Source organism: Alphaproteobacteria bacterium (genome assembly GCA_016699305.1).
Taxonomy (GTDB): domain Bacteria; phylum Pseudomonadota; class Alphaproteobacteria.
Map to the genome: position 1 here is coordinate 57,664 of CP064970.1, position 16,945 is coordinate 74,608.

Genomic DNA, 16,945 nt, shown 5'->3' on the forward strand with positions numbered 1-16,945 from the left:
GTCGACGGCTCCATTGCCATGACATTCGAGGTTGTATCGTGAAAGTCCAAGCCAATACCCTGCGCGCCGGTCATGTCTTTGAGCATAATGGCCGTGTTTGGATCGTCGCGCGCAGCGAAATCAACACACCCGGCAAGGGTGCCGCCGTTATCCAGGTGGAAATGCGCGACGCTAAGACCGGCGTGAAGAGCAATGAACGCTTCCGTACCCAGGAAACGGTGGAGCGCTTGCGTCTGGACGAATTCGACATGCAGTATTTGTATGCCGAGGGTGATGTCTATACCTTCATGAACCCCGAGACATATGAGCAGCTGAGCCTGAATAAGGACCTGATCGGCGATCCCGTGGTGTACTTACAAGACGGCATGACCTGCAACGTCAAAGTCCTGGAAGGCAAGCCGATCGGCGTGGAGATTCCCAGCTCGGTGGTCTTGGCGATTGTCGAGGCGGATCCGGTGGTGCGCGGCCAGACGGCGACATCGTCCTACAAGCCTGCCGTGTTGGAAAATGGCGTGAAGGTCATGGTGCCCCCGCATATCGAGACGGGAACGCGCATCGTGGTCAACACCGCCGATTCCAGCTATGTCGAGCGCGCCAAAAACTAGGTTTCCTTATCCCGTTATTCCAGGAGAAAATCCCATATGCCCGTCCGATCGGCACTTATGACCGTGATGGCCCGTGCGGCCGAAAAGGCGGGCAAATCCCTGGTGCGCGATTTTGGCGAGGTCGAGAATCTGCAGGTATCCAAAAAGGGTCCCAAGGATTTCGTCAGCAATGCCGATGAGCGTTCGGAAAAGATCCTGCGCGAAGAACTGGCCAAGGCGCGGCCCGATTTCAGCTTTCTGGGTGAAGAGTCTGGCAAGCATGTCGGAACCGGCGGCGAGGATGCCCCTTGCTGGATCGTCGATCCCTTGGACGGCACCACGAATTTCCTGCACGGCCTGCCGCATTGGTGCATTTCCATCGCCCTGCAGCGTCATGGCGAGATCATGGCGGGCCTGGTTTTCGATCCCGTTCAAGACGAAATGTTCTGGGCCGAGCGTGGTCATGGCGCCTATATGAACCATCGTCGCTTGCGCGTATCGGCGCGCAAGGAGCTGGGTTTGGCGCTGATCCACCTAAGCCACAACCCGGCCCGCACCCCCGAAGACAAAACGGAATGGGATATTTTCCTGAGGGAAATGGCCGAACTGGAACCCATGGTCGCGGGAAATCGCCGCATGGGTTCGGCCGCCCTGGCATTGTCCTATGTGGCTGCGGGCCGTTTGGACGCATGCGTCATGCGTCATTTTTCGATATGGGACGTGGCGGCGGCACGGCTGATCGCCATCGAGTCAGGGGCGGCCTTGGCCTCTTTAGTTGAACGCAATCATCCCATCTATGATACCAGTATCTTGGCTTCGACACCCGGCCTGTTCTCTCAAATCCAACGCCGTCTGCGCAGCGTGCGCACCAAGACCGAATCATCTGCTTCGTGAATTCTCTCAATTATTCGATGTAAATACATATGGTTACCGCGTGAACAGCAGCGCCAACATGGCCATGCCTGCGGCGATGCGATACCAGCCGAACGCCGCCAGGCCATGACGTCCCACGAAGTCGAGGAATGGACGAATAACAATCAGAGCCGAGATAAAAGCGACGATAAAGCCCACTCCGATGGTCATCGCACCGTCCATACTGATTCCATTCCACCCCTTATATAGGTCATAGGCCGTCGCGCCGAACATGGTGGGTAAGGACAGAAAGAAGGAGAACTCAGCCGCGGCTTTCTTATCCACGCCGCACAGCATGCCACCCACAATAGTGGTACCCGATCGCGACACGCCCGGGATCATCGACACGCATTGGAACAAGCCGATGATAAGGCCCGTGCGCGGTTTGATGGCCTCCATATTCTGAATCTTAGGCGTTTTTGCCCATCGATCGATGAACAGCAACACGACGCCTCCCAATATAAGCGATGCACACACGACATAATGGTTGAACAAAACCTGTTTGATAAAGCTATGCGCTAGGCCACCAATCACCAAAGCAGGCAAGAAAGCCACCAAGATGATCAGCACCATCTTGCGCGCCTGCTGACCTCGGGCATCCTGTAGGGGCAGCCCCACGGCCAATCCCCAAAGCTTGCCAAAGAAGGCCCAGACGACAGCAAGGATGGCTCCCAATTGAATAGCCACTTCGAACACATGGCCCGGCGGCCCCTGGAATCCCAACAATTCGCCAAATAGGATTAAATGCCCCGTTGAGGACACCGGCAGAAACTCCGTCAGCCCCTCCACGACACCCAAAACGGCGGCATTGAGTAGATCGGATACGGAAGGCATCAGCATGTTGAACACCTATAAGCATGATAAGGATTAGGTATCTGTCGGCGCCATATGAACAAAGCTGCCCAGTCTGCGCAACAATAAACAGATTATACACTCACGCGAAACGTAGATGGAAATGTAATGAATTAAGATGTCATTGGCCTTTGATCTCTAGAATGCCTCTGGGCCGGGGTATTCTGAGGCCAAACGATCACCAGCTATCTGTAACTATCTGCTAGCAGTCAATTCTTAACCTTCCTCTGCTTAGATTCTGTCGAGTTGGGCTTGTGGCGAGGCGTATCCCGAGGGGAGAGGGAAGATAAGATGAAGCGCACCCCCTATTTTGCAAGGCGGCGTGACAACGGTTCCCGAGGGTTCATCTTGGGGCCGATTTTGTATGTTTTGGGCCTTATTGGCGTGGCCACCGGGGTGTTGTTCGGCGGGTATTCACAGGTGTTGCGCTCGGGAATAACGGTCTCGAACGAGACGGCGGCCCGCAATCAGCTGTTCATGGCCGGTCAAGCCCTCTCGGCCGCCGCCACCATCGACAATACCACCTATGCCCAGCCCGTGTTGTTGCCGCCGGCCCTTTTGGCCTTTGGCAGCGCGGATGCCGCCAAGCTGCCTTCGGGCTATGCGGCCATCAGCGGCGGCGGTTCGCCCACGGAAACCGGCGTGTTGGAAGTGTCCTCGGGGGCGCGGCAACTGGATCCGTGGGGACGCTATTACCTGTATTGCCGCTGGCAGCAAAATCTGGCCGATAGCGCGATGCCCGTCATCAAGCTGATCTCGGCGGGCGCGGATGGCACGGTGCAGACCAACTGCGCCCAAAGCGCGACTCCCTCTGGCGACGATCGGACGGAGTATCTATCGGTGGCCATTGCGCGTGAGCGGGCCAATGTGTGGCGGGTGGACAACGCGAACAAAGTGACCTTTGGCAACAGCAGCAATGCGGTCAGCGTGCAAGACACCGGCGACATCTCGGCGCGCAATCTGACTCTTTCGGGGACTCTGACGGGTGCGGGGATGAGCGCCAGCAGCCTGGTCCTGACCACGGCCTTGCCGATCACCAGCGGCGGCACGGGATCCGGCAATGCCAATGGCGCGCTGAGCAATCTGGGCGGCACCGTCGTGGGCAAGGACGTGTTCACCGCCGCCACCCAAGGCACGGCGCAAGACGCGCTGGGAGCCAGCGCGACGGGCAAGAGCGTATTCACGGCGGCCAGCCAAGACGCGGCGCAAGGCGCGTTGGGAGCCACCGCGACAGGCAAGGGCGTGTTCACGGCGGCCAGTCAAGACGCGGCGCAAGGCGCATTGGGAGCCACCGCGACAGGCAAGGGCGTGTTCACGGCGGCCAGCCAAGACGCGGCGCAAGGCGCATTGGGAGCCACCGCGACGGGCAAGAGCGTGTTCATGGCGGCCAGTCAAGACGCGGCGCAAGGCGCATTGGGAGCCACAGCGACGGGCAAGAGCCTGTTCACGGCGGCCAGCGCGGCGGCGGGACGCACGGCCTTGAGCCTGGGCACCATCGCCACGCAAGACGCCAACGCCGTGGCGATCACCGGCGGCACGATCAGCGGGGTGACTCTTTCGGGCAGCACGATCACGGGAGATGTCAGCGGCAATGCGGGCAATGTGACCGGCACGGTGGCCATCGCCAATGGCGGCACCGGGGCGACGACCGCCGCCACCGCGCGCTCCAATCTGGGCACCAACGACGCCGCCAATCTGACCGCCGGAACCGTGGCCACCGCGCGTTTGGGCAGCGGCACCGCCAACAGCACCACCTATCTGCGCGGTGACAGCACCTGGCAGAGCATATCCGCCACCACCAATACTCTCAGCCAAGGCAACACCAGCATCACCGCCACCGACACCGGCGCAGACGGCACGCTGACCTTCGTCACGGAAGGCACCACACGGATGACCGTTAACCCATCTGGCGTCTTTAATGTCGTGGGCAATGCCACCATCGGCGGTACATTCAGCGCCACGGGAGGAATCAGCGGCACCAATATCAGCGGCGGCACCATCAGCAACAGCAGCCTCGTCCTGCCCGTCGGCTCTGCCGCTGCACCGTCGTTGTCCTTCACCAGCGACTCCAACACCGGCATCTATTCCCCCAATGCGGATGCCGTCGCCATATCCACAGGCGGAACGGCGCGCATGACAGTAGACTCGACGGGGCTGTCTCTTGGCGCCGTGGACGGCACAAGTGAAGGCGCGCAAGTCGCTTGGAATAGATCCAATGGTACCTATTCAAATTGGACGACGGACGTCTATCAAAATGCGTTCCGTATCACGACGTCGGATGCCAATTCCAACCAAGTCCAGATACTCAACGCCGGTGCAGGAACCGCCGGCCTCTATGTCGAGGGCAAACTCGGCGTAGGAAATAACAACCCCAGCAGCACATTGGACGTCACAGGCACGCTCAACGTCACGGGCGGCATCACCGGCAATGTAACGGGCAACGTGACGGGCAATGTCACCGGCAATGTGACGGGCACGGCGGCCAATGTGACCGGCACGGTGGCCATCGCCAATGGCGGCACCGGCGCGACCACGGCAGCCACCGCGCGCTCCAATCTAGGAACCAACGATGCCGCCAACCTGACCACCGGAACCATGGCCACCGCCCGTCTGGGAAGCGGCACTGCCAACACCACCACCTATCTGCGCGGCGACAGCACCTGGCAACCCCTCTCCGTCAATGCCATCAGCCAAGGCAACACCAGCATCACCGCCACCGACACCGGCGCCGACGGCACGCTGACCTTCGTCACGGAAGGCACCACACGGATGACCATCGGCAATGCCGGCCTGGTCAGCATCACCGGAGAACGCCTGGATATTGGAGACGCCACCGCTTACAACCTGTTCGTTGGCTATGGGGCGGGGGCTGCGAATTCAGGCAGCAACAGCAACACGGCAGTTGGCGTTCAGGCGCTCTACTCCAACACCACGGGCTACTACAATACCGCGCTGGGCAGACATGTGCTCTACGCCAACACCTCGGGCCACACTAACACTGCTGTGGGCTTTCAGGCGCTCAAAGCCAATGACACGGGCTACCTCAATACGGCAGTAGGTTCTGAGGCGCTTACCGCAAACGCCTCGGGCGTCCTAAACACCGCAATAGGTGTTGAGGCGCTCAAAGCCAATGACACGGGCTACGGCAACATCGCCGTAGGTAATTCGGCGCTCAAAGCCAACACCATGGGCTTTGAGAACATCGCGGTGGGCATGTTCGCGCTTTTCAACCACACCACGGGCTACAGCAACACGGCTCTTGGATCGGCAGCGGGCATGAACGTCACCACGGGCAACTACAACACACTTCTGGGCAGAGGGGTGGCTTCAACACTGACCACCGGGTCTAATAATATCGTCATCGGATATAGCGCAAATGTGCCGGCGGCAGACACCAGCGATTATCTAAATATCGGCAACACGATCACGGGGAATCTATCGTCCGGCGATGTCACCATCGCGGGCGTATTAACAGCCACGGGCGGCGTCAGCGGTAATGTGACCGGCACGGCGGCCAATGTGACCGGCACGGTGGCGGTTGCCAATGGCGGCACCGGCGCGACCACGGCAGCCACCGCACGCTCTAATCTAGGAACCAACGATGCCGCCAACCTGACCACCGGAACCATGGCCACAGCGCGTTTGGGCAGCGGCACCGCCAACAGCACCACCTATCTGCGCGGCGACAGCACCTGGCAACCCCTCTCCGTCAATGCCATCAGCCAAGGCAATACCAGCATCACCGCCACCGACACCGGCGCGGACGGCACGCTGACCTTCGTCACGGAGGGCTCCACACAGATGACCATCGCCAATACGGGCCTGGTCAGCATCGCCGGACCACGCCTTGGGATCGGGAGCGTCGCCACCTTTGGTACATTTGTCGGCTATAGCGCGGGAGCTTCGAGTTCTAACACAAACAACGTCGCCGTCGGCTATAACGCTCTCAACGCCAACGTTACCGGAGTCCAAAACACAGCGCTGGGCTTTCGGACGCTCCAAGTCAACACAGCATCGAGTGGCACAGCACTGGGCTATATGGCGCTCGCCGCCAACACTACGGGCATCGCAAACACTGCTGTGGGTGCTTCTGCTCTCACCTCAAACATTACGGGCAACAGCAACACTGCTGTGGGTAATTACGCGCTGTGGGCCAACACCGGATACTCGAATACCGCCGTAGGTGATTACGCGCTCAAAGACAACACCACGGGTACCGCCGGCGTCGCAATGGGCGTTAGCGCGCTCCAAGGCAACACCACGGGCTACTACAATACCGCGCTGGGCTTTGAGGCGCTCCAAGCCAACACCACGGGTAATAACAACACCGCTCTTGGCTATCAGGCGCTCAAAGCCAACTCAACATCCGATAGCACCGCACTGGGCTATCAGGCGCTCAAAGCCAACACCTCGGGTGCCGGCAACACTGCTGTGGGCACTTCCGCGCTCGCCGCCAACACCTCGGGTCCCGGCAACACCGCAGTGGGCTATAACGCTCTTGCCGCCAATACCACGGGCATCTCAAACACTGCAGTGGGCTATCAGGCGCTTAAGGCCAACACCACAGGTCAATCCAACACCGCCATCGGATCTAACACGCTTGCCGTCAACACCACGGGGACCCAAAACACCACGCTGGGTGATGGTGCCCTCTACTCCAACACCACAGGCTTCGGCAACATCGCACAGGGATATAACACTCTCAACTCCAACACCACAGGCTACTACAATACCGCGCTGGGCACTGTAGCGCTCTACTCCAACACCACGGGCTACTACAATACCGCGCTGGGCGGTGAGGCTCTCCAAGCCAACACCACGGGTAATAACAATACCGCGCTGGGCTATCGGGCGCTCAAAGCCAACACTGCCAGCAATAACATCGCTGTGGGCGAGGAGGCCCTTACCGCCAACACTACGGGTGCCAACAACATCGCCCTAGGTAATGAGGCACTCACCCATAACACCACGGGCAGTGCCAACACTGCCGTGGGCAATTACGCGCTCTTCACCAACACCACCGGAGACCAGAACGTAGCACTGGGCTTTTGGGCGCTCAAATCCAACACTACGGCCACCAATAACGTTGCTGTTGGCTATGGCGCGCTCGCCGACAACACCACGGGTCAATACAACACCGCGCTGGGCTATAACACGGCAGGAACACTGAACACGGGGTCTCGGAACCTCCTCATCGGATATAACGCCAATGTGCCGGCGGCAGACACCAGCGATTATCTAAATATCGGCAACGCGATCACGGGGAATCTGTCGACCGGCGCTGTCACCATCGCGGGCGTATTAACCGCTACGGGCGGCATCACCGGCAATGTGACGGGCAATGTGACGGGCACGGCGGCCAATGTGACCGGCACGGTGGCCATCGCCAATGGCGGCACCGGGGCGACGGACGCCGCCACCGCGCGCTCTAATCTAGGAACCAACGATGCCGCCAATCTAACCACCGGAACCATGGCCACCGCCCGCCTAGGCAGCGGCACCGCCAACAGCACCACCTATCTGCGCGGCGACAGCACCTGGCAACCCCTCTCCGTCAATGCCATCAGCCAAGGCAACACCAGCATCACCGCCACCGACACCGGCGCAGACGGCACGCTGACCTTCGTCACGGAAGGCACCACACGGATGACCATCGGCAATGCCGGCCTGGTCAGCATCGCCGGAGAACGCCTTGGGATCGGGAGCGGCGGCACCTTTAGTACATTTGTCGGCTATGGGGCGGGAGCGGTGAATTCAGGCAGTAGCAACACGGCAGTAGGTTTTGAGGCGCTCAAAGCCAACACCACGGGCATCTCAAACACTGCTGTGGGCTCTGGAGCGCTCAAAGTCAACACCACAGGCTTCCACAATACCGCGCTGGGCGCTGGTGCCCTCTACTCCAACACCACGGGCTATTACAACGTTGCTGTGAGCACTGGCGCGCTCTACTACAACACCACGGGCTTCAATAACGTCGCTGTGGGCTTTAGCGCGCTCCAAGCCAACACCTCGGGCGTCAATAACGTCGCCGTTGGCTATGGCGCGCTTGTCGCCAACACCACTGGTGACCAAAACGTCGCCGTTGGCTATGGCACGCTCTACTCCAACACCACGGGCAACTACAACATCGCCGTCGGTAGTGGCGCGCTCTTCAACACCACCACGGGCATCAGGAACACCGCGCTGAGCAATGAAGCACTCTACTCCAACACCACGGGTAACAGCAACATCGCAGTGGGCTATCAGGCGCTCAACGCCAACACCACTGGTGCCTATAACACCGCTGTGGGTGATTCCGCGCTCAAAGCCAACACAGCATCGGGTGGCACCGCACTGGGCTATCAGGCGCTCAAAGCCAACACCACGGGCGACGGCAACACTGCTGTGGGCACTTCCGCGCTCGCCGCCAACACCTCGGGTCCCGGCAACACCGCAGTGGGCTATCAGGCGCTCGCCGTCAACACCACAGGCTTCCACAATACCGCGCTGGGCAAATTAGCGCTCCAAGCCAACACCACGGGCTCCCTCAATACCGCGCTGGGCAAAGAGACGCTCCAATCCAACACCACGGGCACTAATAACACCGCTGTGGGCGGTGGGGCCCTCTTCTTCAACACCACGGGAACTCAGAACACAGCGCTGGGCACTTACGCGCTCGTATCCAACACCACGGGCCACTACAATACCGCTGTGGGCAGTGATGCCCTCTTCTTCAACGCCACGGGAACTCAGAACACCGCTCTTGGCTATCAGGCGCTCAAAGCCAACACAGCATCGGGTGGCACCGCACTGGGCTATCGGGCGCTTTACGCCAACACCACTGGTACCTCTAACACCGCTGTGGGTAATTCCGCGCTCATCACCAACACCACGGGGGCCAGCAACACTGCCTTGGGTAATGTTGCGCTCGCCGCCAACACCACGGGTGCCAACAACATCGCCGTAGGTAATGAGGCGCTCGCCGCCAACACCACGGGCAACACCAACACTGCCGTGGGCAGTTACGCGCTCTACGCCAACACCACCGGAGAACAGAACGCAGCACTGGGCTTTTGGGCGCTCAAATCCAACACTACGGCCACCAATAACGTCGCCATTGGCTATGGCGCGCTTGCCACCAACACCACAGGTGCCAATAACGTTGCTGTTGGCTATAGCGCGCTCTACGCCAACACCACCGGAGCCCAAAACACAGCGCTGGGCTATCTGGCGCTTACCGCCAACACCACGGCTCACTACAACGTCGCCGTTGGCCATAACGCACTCAGTGTCAATAGCACCGGATTCCAGAACACAGCACTGGGTGGTAATGCGCTCACCGCAAATACCACGGGTCAATACAACACCGCGCTTGGCAATAACACGGCTGCAACACTGACCACAGGATCTAACAACATCCTCATCGGATATAACGCCAATGTGCCAGCGGCAGACACCAGCAATTATCTGAATATCGGCGGCGCGATCAAGGGCGATCTGTCAACCGGCTATATCGGTATTGGTATTGCTGCAACCAGCCCAAGTTATAGATTGGAAGTCAACGGCACAGCCTATGCCATCGGCGCGGCGGGAGCGTTGTCGGATATGCGGCATAAGAAAAATATTCATTCCCTGGACCAGGGCCTGTCCGCCGTCGAGCGCTTGCGGCCGGTGACCTTCGAATGGAAGGATCCCAAGGATGGGGGCATGAAGGGCGAGCAGATCGGCTTTATCGCCCAGGAAGTCGAAAAAGTCCTTCCCGGCGTGGTGCTGACCAACGAGGATGCCGAGCAAACCAAGGGCCTTAAATACAACGAACTCATCCCCGTCCTGACCAAAGCCATCCAAGAGCTGAAGGCCGCCAAAGACAATGCCGATACCGAGAACGCTCAATTAAGGGCCGAAAGCGTGGCCATGAAGGCGCGGATAGATCGGCTTGAACAGATTTTAAAAGATCACATGCCAACCAAAACGGCTCATTAGCCGTTCTATCAAGGCTTCAATCTTCGCTCACACTGTCCCACGCGCCATGCACACCGAGCTGCCCGAGTAAGCGAGAATGCTAGCGCGTCAGAGGCTTGTATCTCAGACGGTGAGGCTGATCGGCTTCGGTGCCAAGGCGGCGGTGGCGGTCGGCTTCGTAGTCTTGATAGTTTCCTTCGAACCACACCACTTGGCTGTTGCCTTCAAAGGCCAGGATATGCGTGGCGATGCGGTCCAGGAACCAACGGTCGTGACTGGTGATCAACGCGCAGCCGGGGAAGTCGGTCAAGGCGTCTTCCAAAGCGCGCAAGGTGTCCACGTCCAGATCATTGGTCGGCTCGTCCAGCATCAGCACATTGGCCCCGGATTTAAGCATCTTGGCCAGATGCACGCGGTTGCGTTCGCCGCCGGATAATTGGCCCACTTTCTTTTGTTGATCGCCGCCCTTAAAACCGAAAGCCGCCGTATAGGCGCGGCTTTGCATCGTGCGCCGGTTGCCCAGATCGATGATGTCTTGGCCTTGCGAGATTTCCTCCCACACATTCTTTCCATCGGCCAGGCTGTCGCGGCTTTGATCCACATAGCCCAGCACCACCGTGTCGCCCAGACGCAACTGGCCCGAGTCGGGCTTTTCCTGGCCGGTGATCATGCGAAACAGCGTGGTCTTACCCGCGCCGTTCGGACCGATCACGCCCACGATGCCGCCAGCCGGCAGATTAAAGCTGAGATTGTCGATCAATAATGTGTCGCCAAAGCCCTTGCTGAGCTTATTGGCCTCCACCACCAATTGCCCCAAACGCGGCGGCAGAGGCAACAGGATTTGCGCCGTTTCGGGTGCCTTATCCTTGCTCTGTGCCAGCAATTGTTCATAAGCGGTGATGCGCGCTTTGCTCTTAGCCTGGCGCGCGCGTGGGCTGGCCTGAATCCATTCCAGCTCGCTGGACAGGGTGCGTTGACGCGCCTCTTCCTGACGGCCTTCTTGGGACAGACGCTTGCGCTTTTGCTCGAGCCACGAGGAATAATTGCCCTCATATGGAATGCCCTGGCCGCGATCGAGTTCCAATATCCATCCCGTCACTTGATCCAAGAAATAGCGGTCATGCGTCACCATCACCACGGTGCCCGCATAGTCGCGCAGATATTGCTGTAACCAGGCCACCGACTCGGCGTCCAGATGGTTGGTCGGCTCGTCCAACAACAGCATGTCGGGCTTTTGCAACAACAGACGACACAGAGCAACGCGACGTTTCTCGCCGCCCGACAATTTGCCGACATCGGCATCCGAAGCCGGGCAGCGCAGCGCATCCATGGCGATTTCAACGGTCCGTTCAAGGTCCCAGGCATTGGCCGCGTCGATTTTTTCTTGCAGCGTGCCCTGTTCCTCGATCAAAGCGTTCATCTCGTCGTCATCGGTCACCTCGCCCAGCTTCATGCTGACTTCGGTAAAGCGATCGACCAAGGCCTTAATCGGCCCCAGACCTTGCATGACGTTTTCGCCCACATTCTTGCTAGGGTCCAAATGCGGTTCCTGCGGCAAATATCCGACGGTGGCGCCTTCGGCGGCCCAGACCTCGCCCGTATAATCCGTATCCAACCCCGCCATCACCTTCAGCAAGGTCGATTTACCCGAGCCGTTGACGCCCAGCACACCGATCTTCGCGCCCGGATAGAAGGACAGCCAGACATTCTCCAGAATCTTCTTGCCGCCCGGCCACGCCTTGCCAAAGCCCTTCATGACATAGATGTATTGATAACTGGCCATCGGCGCGCGAGTCCTTAGAGATAGAGTAAAGTTAAGCTGACGCAAGGAACCCTAGCATGCGCCGGGTTTTTTGCTCAAGCTTCACACCATAAGAAGAAATCGATTAATGTCCGCTGGATAGGGCGTCGTGCAGATACACGCTGCTGAGGATGGCGAAGATATACGCCTGCAAGGCCGCGACAAACAGTTCCAATCCGGTCAAGGCGACGATAAAGGCCATAGGCAAGATGCCCAGGAAATACCCGCCCACGCCCAAGGCCGCGCCCATGCTGACGACGAAACCGGCGAATATCTTTAGCATCAAATGACCGGCGAACATGTTCATGAATAGTCGCAAGGCCAAGGTAAAGGGACGTGCCAGGAAAACGATGGTTTCAATAACCACCATCAGCGGGGCCAGGAACCACGGAATGCCCGAAGGCAGAAAGATACGGAAAAACCCCAAGCCCTGCTTGATAAAGCCAACCATGACGATCAGCAAAAAGACGACCATGGCCAAGGTCATCGTGGCGCTGACTTGACCGGTAAAGGTGAATCCTCCCGGGATCATGCCCAAAAGATTGCCAAAGAAGATCAGCATGAATACCGTCAGCATGAACGGCACGAAGGGTTTTGCCTTTTCGCCCGCATTTTCCTGCACCATGCTGGCGACAAAGCCATACATAACCTCGGCGGCGGCCTGCCACCGCCCTGGCACCAACGCGCCGCGCCGCAACCCGCCTACCAGAAACACGCTGGCCAGCAAGGCCGCCAATCCCGCGAATAACGCGGCATTGGTGAAAGGCAGATGCAACCCGCCTAACTCGAAAGGGGCGATGGTTTCGATCTGGAATTGGTGCAACGGACTGGACATGGGCAAAAGTTTGTCTTGATCTGGCGGAAAATTCAAGGATTCTTCTTGGGGGTATCCTGATGCGGGGTATCTTGACGGGCGGCCTCGTTTTCCCAGTGACGGAACATCCGCCAAGCCGACACGAAACCCGCCATAACTCCAAGTGCAATCAAAATAATCGCCCCCCATGGCGCAGTGTTCGCCCAGCGATCCAGCGAAATGCCCAAAAAGGCCCCCACGCCGATGCAGGCGACAAACTCCACACCCAGACGCATGGCTCCTGCCATAGAGCCAGTGGGGCCGTCTGCCCCTGCCCCGTTATTGCTATTCTTGCCTTTGGCACGACGAGACTCGTCCAAATGACGATCCAGCTCGGCCAAAGCTTTGCGTTCAGGACTGGAAGGGTCGGTGTCGTGCGCGCTCATGCCTTATTCTTACGCCCAAGGAATGCCCGCTGCAATCTGATCGCCGCGATCAGGCTTGGCCTGAGCGCATTGATCGTGCAACGGGATTTTGTCACATCTAAGCCTTACTTCGGATAAATGGGAAACCGGCGACATAGATCGCGTGTTTGCGAGCGGATGGCGCGTTCGGTGGCCTCGATTTCGCCGCTGTTGGAGCGCGTCATCGCGTCCAGGATATCGGCGATCCAGTTGCCGATGTGGCGAAATTCGTCTGTGCCGAAACCGCGCGTGGTGCCCGCCGGGGTGCCGATGCGGATGCCCGAGGCTTTGGTAGGGGGCAAAGGATCAAAGGGCACGGCATTTTTGTTCACCGTCAGTCCCGCGCGATCCAGCGTTTCTTGTGCGTCTTTACCCACCAGACCTTTGGCGCGTAAATCCATCACGATCAGATGGCAATCGGTGCCGCCCGTCATCAGGTCATAGCCGCGTTGCAGCAGACTATCGGCCAGCGCCTTGGCGTTGTCGATGATGCGCTGGGCGTAATCCTTGAACTCGGGCTGTAGGGCCTCGCCCAGCATCACGGCCTTGGCGGCGATCACATGCATCAGCGGCCCGCCTTGGATGCCCGGAAAAATCGCGCTGTTGATCTTTTTGGCCAGGTCTTCGTGATTGGTCATGATCATGCCGCCGCGCGGGCCACGCAAGGTCTTATGCGTCGTGGTGGTGACGATATCGGCATAGGGGAACGGGCTGGGATAGACGCCGCCCGCCACCAATCCGGAAAAATGCGCCATATCGACCATCAACAATGCGCCTACGGAATCCGCGATGGCGCGAAACCGCGCATAGTCCAGAATGCGGGGGTAAGAGGTCGCGCCCGCGATGATGATCTTGGGATGATGTTCGTGTGCCAGACGTTCAACCTCGTCCATGTCGTTGGTGTGGTCTTCGGGTCGCACGCCATAGGCCGCCACCTTAAACCACTTGCCCGATTGGTTGACTGGCGAGCCATGGGTCAGATGCCCTCCGGCGGCTAGTCCAGGCCCCATTAACGTATCGCCCGGCTGCATGGTGGCCATATAGACGCCCTGATTGGCCTGCGACCCCGAATGCGGTTGCACATTGACAAAGGCGCAGCCGAATAGACGCTTGGCGCGTTCAATGGCCAGATTCTCGGCCTTGTCCACTTCTTCGCAGCCGCCGTAATAACGTCGCCCGGGATAGCCTTCGGCATATTTGTTGGTCAGCACCGAACCTTGAGCGTCCAACACGGCGCGCGAGACAATGTTTTCCGAGGCAATCAATTCAATCTGGTCACTTTGACGGCGATGCTCGGCGACAATCAATGCGGCGACTTCCGGATCAGATTTCTCAAGCGGCGTCGAAAAAAGCTGGGACGGCGTGGCGATGCTGCTCATGACGGAGCCTCCAAAAAAAAGCGGGCGGCCAGAATGGCCAACACCGGTCCATGCCTAATTTTGTTGCCGGTGGCGAAGCCAAGCCGCGGATTGTTCGCTTTCTCGGCGTATGGATTCTATACGCATTTCCGCCGAATGGCTGATGGCTGCTGCGGCGGCGCTGGCGTCGGTCTCGGCCTCTTTGCGCAGGCATTCCATGGTGGCTTGGGTCTCCGCCACATGTTGATTATGCCGCGCCACCAGCTCGTTCAGGCTTTCGGCGGGTGACTCGGACCCCATTTCTGGCAAATTCAAGGGAGTCGGCTCGCGGCATTGCGTGGGCTGCCAGACGATCTGTCCTTGCTCTAGATGAATGGTGCCCGCTTTGGCGGGGGCGGCATTGGTTAAGGCAAGCCCTAGGCTGGCTACGGCCAGAACGGTCAGTTTGATCATGATATGTCCTCCATCGGATTCTTAAGCTTACATTCGCATGTCAGCATGCGCATGAAAAGCGGCAGAAATTCGACCAGAGCGTGAAGGTGGCAAGGTCTTGTGCAGGCGTTATTAAAATTAAACAAGCCGTGACAGATACGATCCACCCTAGATTACTAAATCAGCATCCTGCCATACAGGCTACAGCACACAACGGCAGTAACCTCAGATTAACGGTTAGGTTCCGAGCTTGATGTGGAATGGAGGCACGGGCCGGAATCGAACCGGCATACAAGGATTTGCAGTCCTCTGCATAGCCACTCTGCCACCGCGCCATCCGGTGGTATTTTTATGCGCTACAATGCCGCAAGTCCAGAAAATTGAGCGGGGACGGGGAAGAAATCAGGAAGCTGCGCGGGTGGCTTTGCGCGGGTTTGCGTCGAAAAGGGGCAAAAGATCGGTCAGGCGGGTGATGGGGATGCGGCGCAGGCCGTTGCCGTCGGTGGCACCGGGCGAGTCGTGCCGGGTGGGGAGGATGGCTTGGGTAAAGCCCAGTTTGGCGGCTTCTTTCAGTCGTTGGGCGCTTTGGCCCACGCCGCGCACCTCGCCCGATAAGCCGATTTCACCAAACACCACCGTGGCGGCAGGGCAGGGTTCGCCCGTCAGGGCCGAAAGAATGGCCACGGCCACGGCAAGATCCGCTGCGGGTTCGCCGATGCGCAATCCGCCTGCGACGTTCAAATAAACATCGTTAGGACCGATGGCGACGCCGCAGCGCGCCTCCAGCACCGCCAGCACCATGGCCAGACGTCCCGCATCCCATCCCACAACGGCGCGGCGCGGTGTGCCAAGCGGCGAGGGTGCGACCAGGGCCTCAATCTCGACCAGCAAGGGGCGCGTGCCCTCGATCCCGGCAAAGACCGCCGCGCCGGGTACCGGTTCGGAACGGTCCGCCAGAAACAGGGCCGAGGGGTTGGCGACCTCGGCCAGCCCCATATCGCCCATTTCGAACACGCCGATCTCGTCCGTCGCGCCAAAGCGGTTTTTTACGGCGCGCAGAATGCGAAAGGAATGGCCGCGCTCGCCCTCGAAATACAAGACGGTATCGACCATGTGTTCCAACACGCGCGGTCCGGCGATCATGCCTTCCTTGGTCACATGGCCGACAAAGATCAGCACGGTGCCGCGCTGCTTGGCGATGCGGATCAGCTCTTGCGCCGAAGCCCGCACTTGGCCCACGGTTCCGGCGGCGCTGTCCAGGCCATCGACCTGCATCGTTTGGATGGAGTCGATCACGGCCACGCGCGGCGGCGAAGAGGAGGAAATGGCGCTGCCGATCTCGCCCACACTGGTGGAAGCGGCCAAGGCCACCGGCGCTTGCGCCAGGCCCAGACGCGCCGCGCGCATGCGAATCTGGTCGGTCGATTCCTCGCCCGTGACATAGGCGCAGGCCACACCCTGCGACGCCAAACGCGCGGCGATTTGCAGCAGTAAGGTGGATTTGCCGATACCCGGATCGCCGCCCACGAGCAGGGCAGAACCGGGCACCAATCCTCCCCCGCACACACGGTCGAATTCCTTGATGCCCGTCACCAGACGCGGGGCAGGGGCGGTGGGCATTTCGTGCAGCGCGGCAAAATTCAAGGGCGCGGATTTGCGCCTGGGGCCGGCACCCGCCACGGGCGGCGCCAATTTTTCCTCGGATAGGCTGTTCCATGCGCCGCAGGACTCGCATCTTCCCGTCCATTTTGGCGCGCTGGCTCCGCAACTTTGGCAGACGAACAGACTTTGCGGCTTGGCCATGCGCT

At 59.4% G+C, this 16,945-nt stretch carries 10 protein-coding genes and 1 tRNA gene; 3 read left to right on the forward strand and 8 right to left on the reverse strand.

What is annotated here, in order from left to right:
• Window positions 1–38: 38 nt before the first annotated feature.
• The gene (gene efp, locus IPI58_00320; GenBank protein QQR69172.1) at window positions 39–605 is read left to right on the forward strand and encodes an elongation factor P; all 567 of its coding nucleotides are present in this window, start codon (window positions 39–41) and stop codon (window positions 603–605) included.
• Between the two features lie 36 nt (window positions 606–641).
• Window positions 642–1,478, forward strand: a complete 837-nt coding sequence (locus IPI58_00325; protein QQR69173.1) for an inositol monophosphatase — start codon at window positions 642–644, stop codon at window positions 1,476–1,478.
• Between the two features lie 33 nt (window positions 1,479–1,511).
• On the opposite strand, the gene IPI58_00330 is transcribed toward IPI58_00325, so the two are convergent.
• Entirely contained in the window at window positions 1,512–2,330 is an 819-nt protein-coding gene (locus tag IPI58_00330; GenBank protein ID QQR69981.1) for an undecaprenyl-diphosphate phosphatase, read from the reverse strand.
• 309 nt (window positions 2,331–2,639) lie between these two features.
• Here IPI58_00330 and IPI58_00335 point away from each other — a divergent pair, with 309 nt between their 5' ends.
• On the forward strand, window positions 2,640–10,310 hold the full coding sequence (locus IPI58_00335) for a tail fiber domain-containing protein (protein ID QQR69174.1): 7,671 nt from the start codon (window positions 2,640–2,642) through the stop codon (window positions 10,308–10,310).
• A gap of 79 nt (window positions 10,311–10,389) precedes the next feature.
• Here the strand turns inward: IPI58_00335 and ettA are convergent, their stop codons facing one another.
• From ettA to radA, 7 genes are all read right to left on the reverse strand, one after another.
• The gene (ettA, locus tag IPI58_00340; protein ID QQR69175.1) at window positions 10,390–12,072 is read right to left on the reverse strand and encodes an energy-dependent translational throttle protein EttA; all 1,683 of its coding nucleotides are present in this window, start codon (window positions 12,070–12,072) and stop codon (window positions 10,390–10,392) included.
• A gap of 103 nt (window positions 12,073–12,175) precedes the next feature.
• On the reverse strand, window positions 12,176–12,925 hold the full coding sequence (locus IPI58_00345; protein QQR69176.1) for a F0F1 ATP synthase subunit A: 750 nt from the start codon (window positions 12,923–12,925) through the stop codon (window positions 12,176–12,178).
• A gap of 32 nt (window positions 12,926–12,957) precedes the next feature.
• A complete protein-coding gene (locus tag IPI58_00350) occupies window positions 12,958–13,329 on the reverse strand; it encodes an AtpZ/AtpI family protein (protein QQR69177.1) in 372 nt (123 codons plus the stop codon).
• A gap of 104 nt (window positions 13,330–13,433) precedes the next feature.
• Window positions 13,434–14,726 carry a serine hydroxymethyltransferase gene (locus tag IPI58_00355; protein ID QQR69178.1) on the reverse strand — a complete coding sequence of 431 codons (1,293 nt, stop codon included), beginning with the start codon at window positions 14,724–14,726 and terminating at the stop codon, window positions 13,434–13,436.
• A 54-nt stretch (window positions 14,727–14,780) separates the two neighbouring features.
• Window positions 14,781–15,158, reverse strand: a complete 378-nt coding sequence (locus IPI58_00360) for a hypothetical protein (protein ID QQR69179.1) — start codon at window positions 15,156–15,158, stop codon at window positions 14,781–14,783.
• A gap of 240 nt (window positions 15,159–15,398) precedes the next feature.
• Window positions 15,399–15,472: transfer RNA gene (locus tag IPI58_00365), tRNA-Cys, on the reverse strand.
• A gap of 67 nt (window positions 15,473–15,539) precedes the next feature.
• Entirely contained in the window at window positions 15,540–16,940 is a 1,401-nt protein-coding gene (radA, locus tag IPI58_00370; protein ID QQR69180.1) for a DNA repair protein RadA, read from the reverse strand.
• Between the last annotated feature and the right edge of the window lie 5 nt (window positions 16,941–16,945).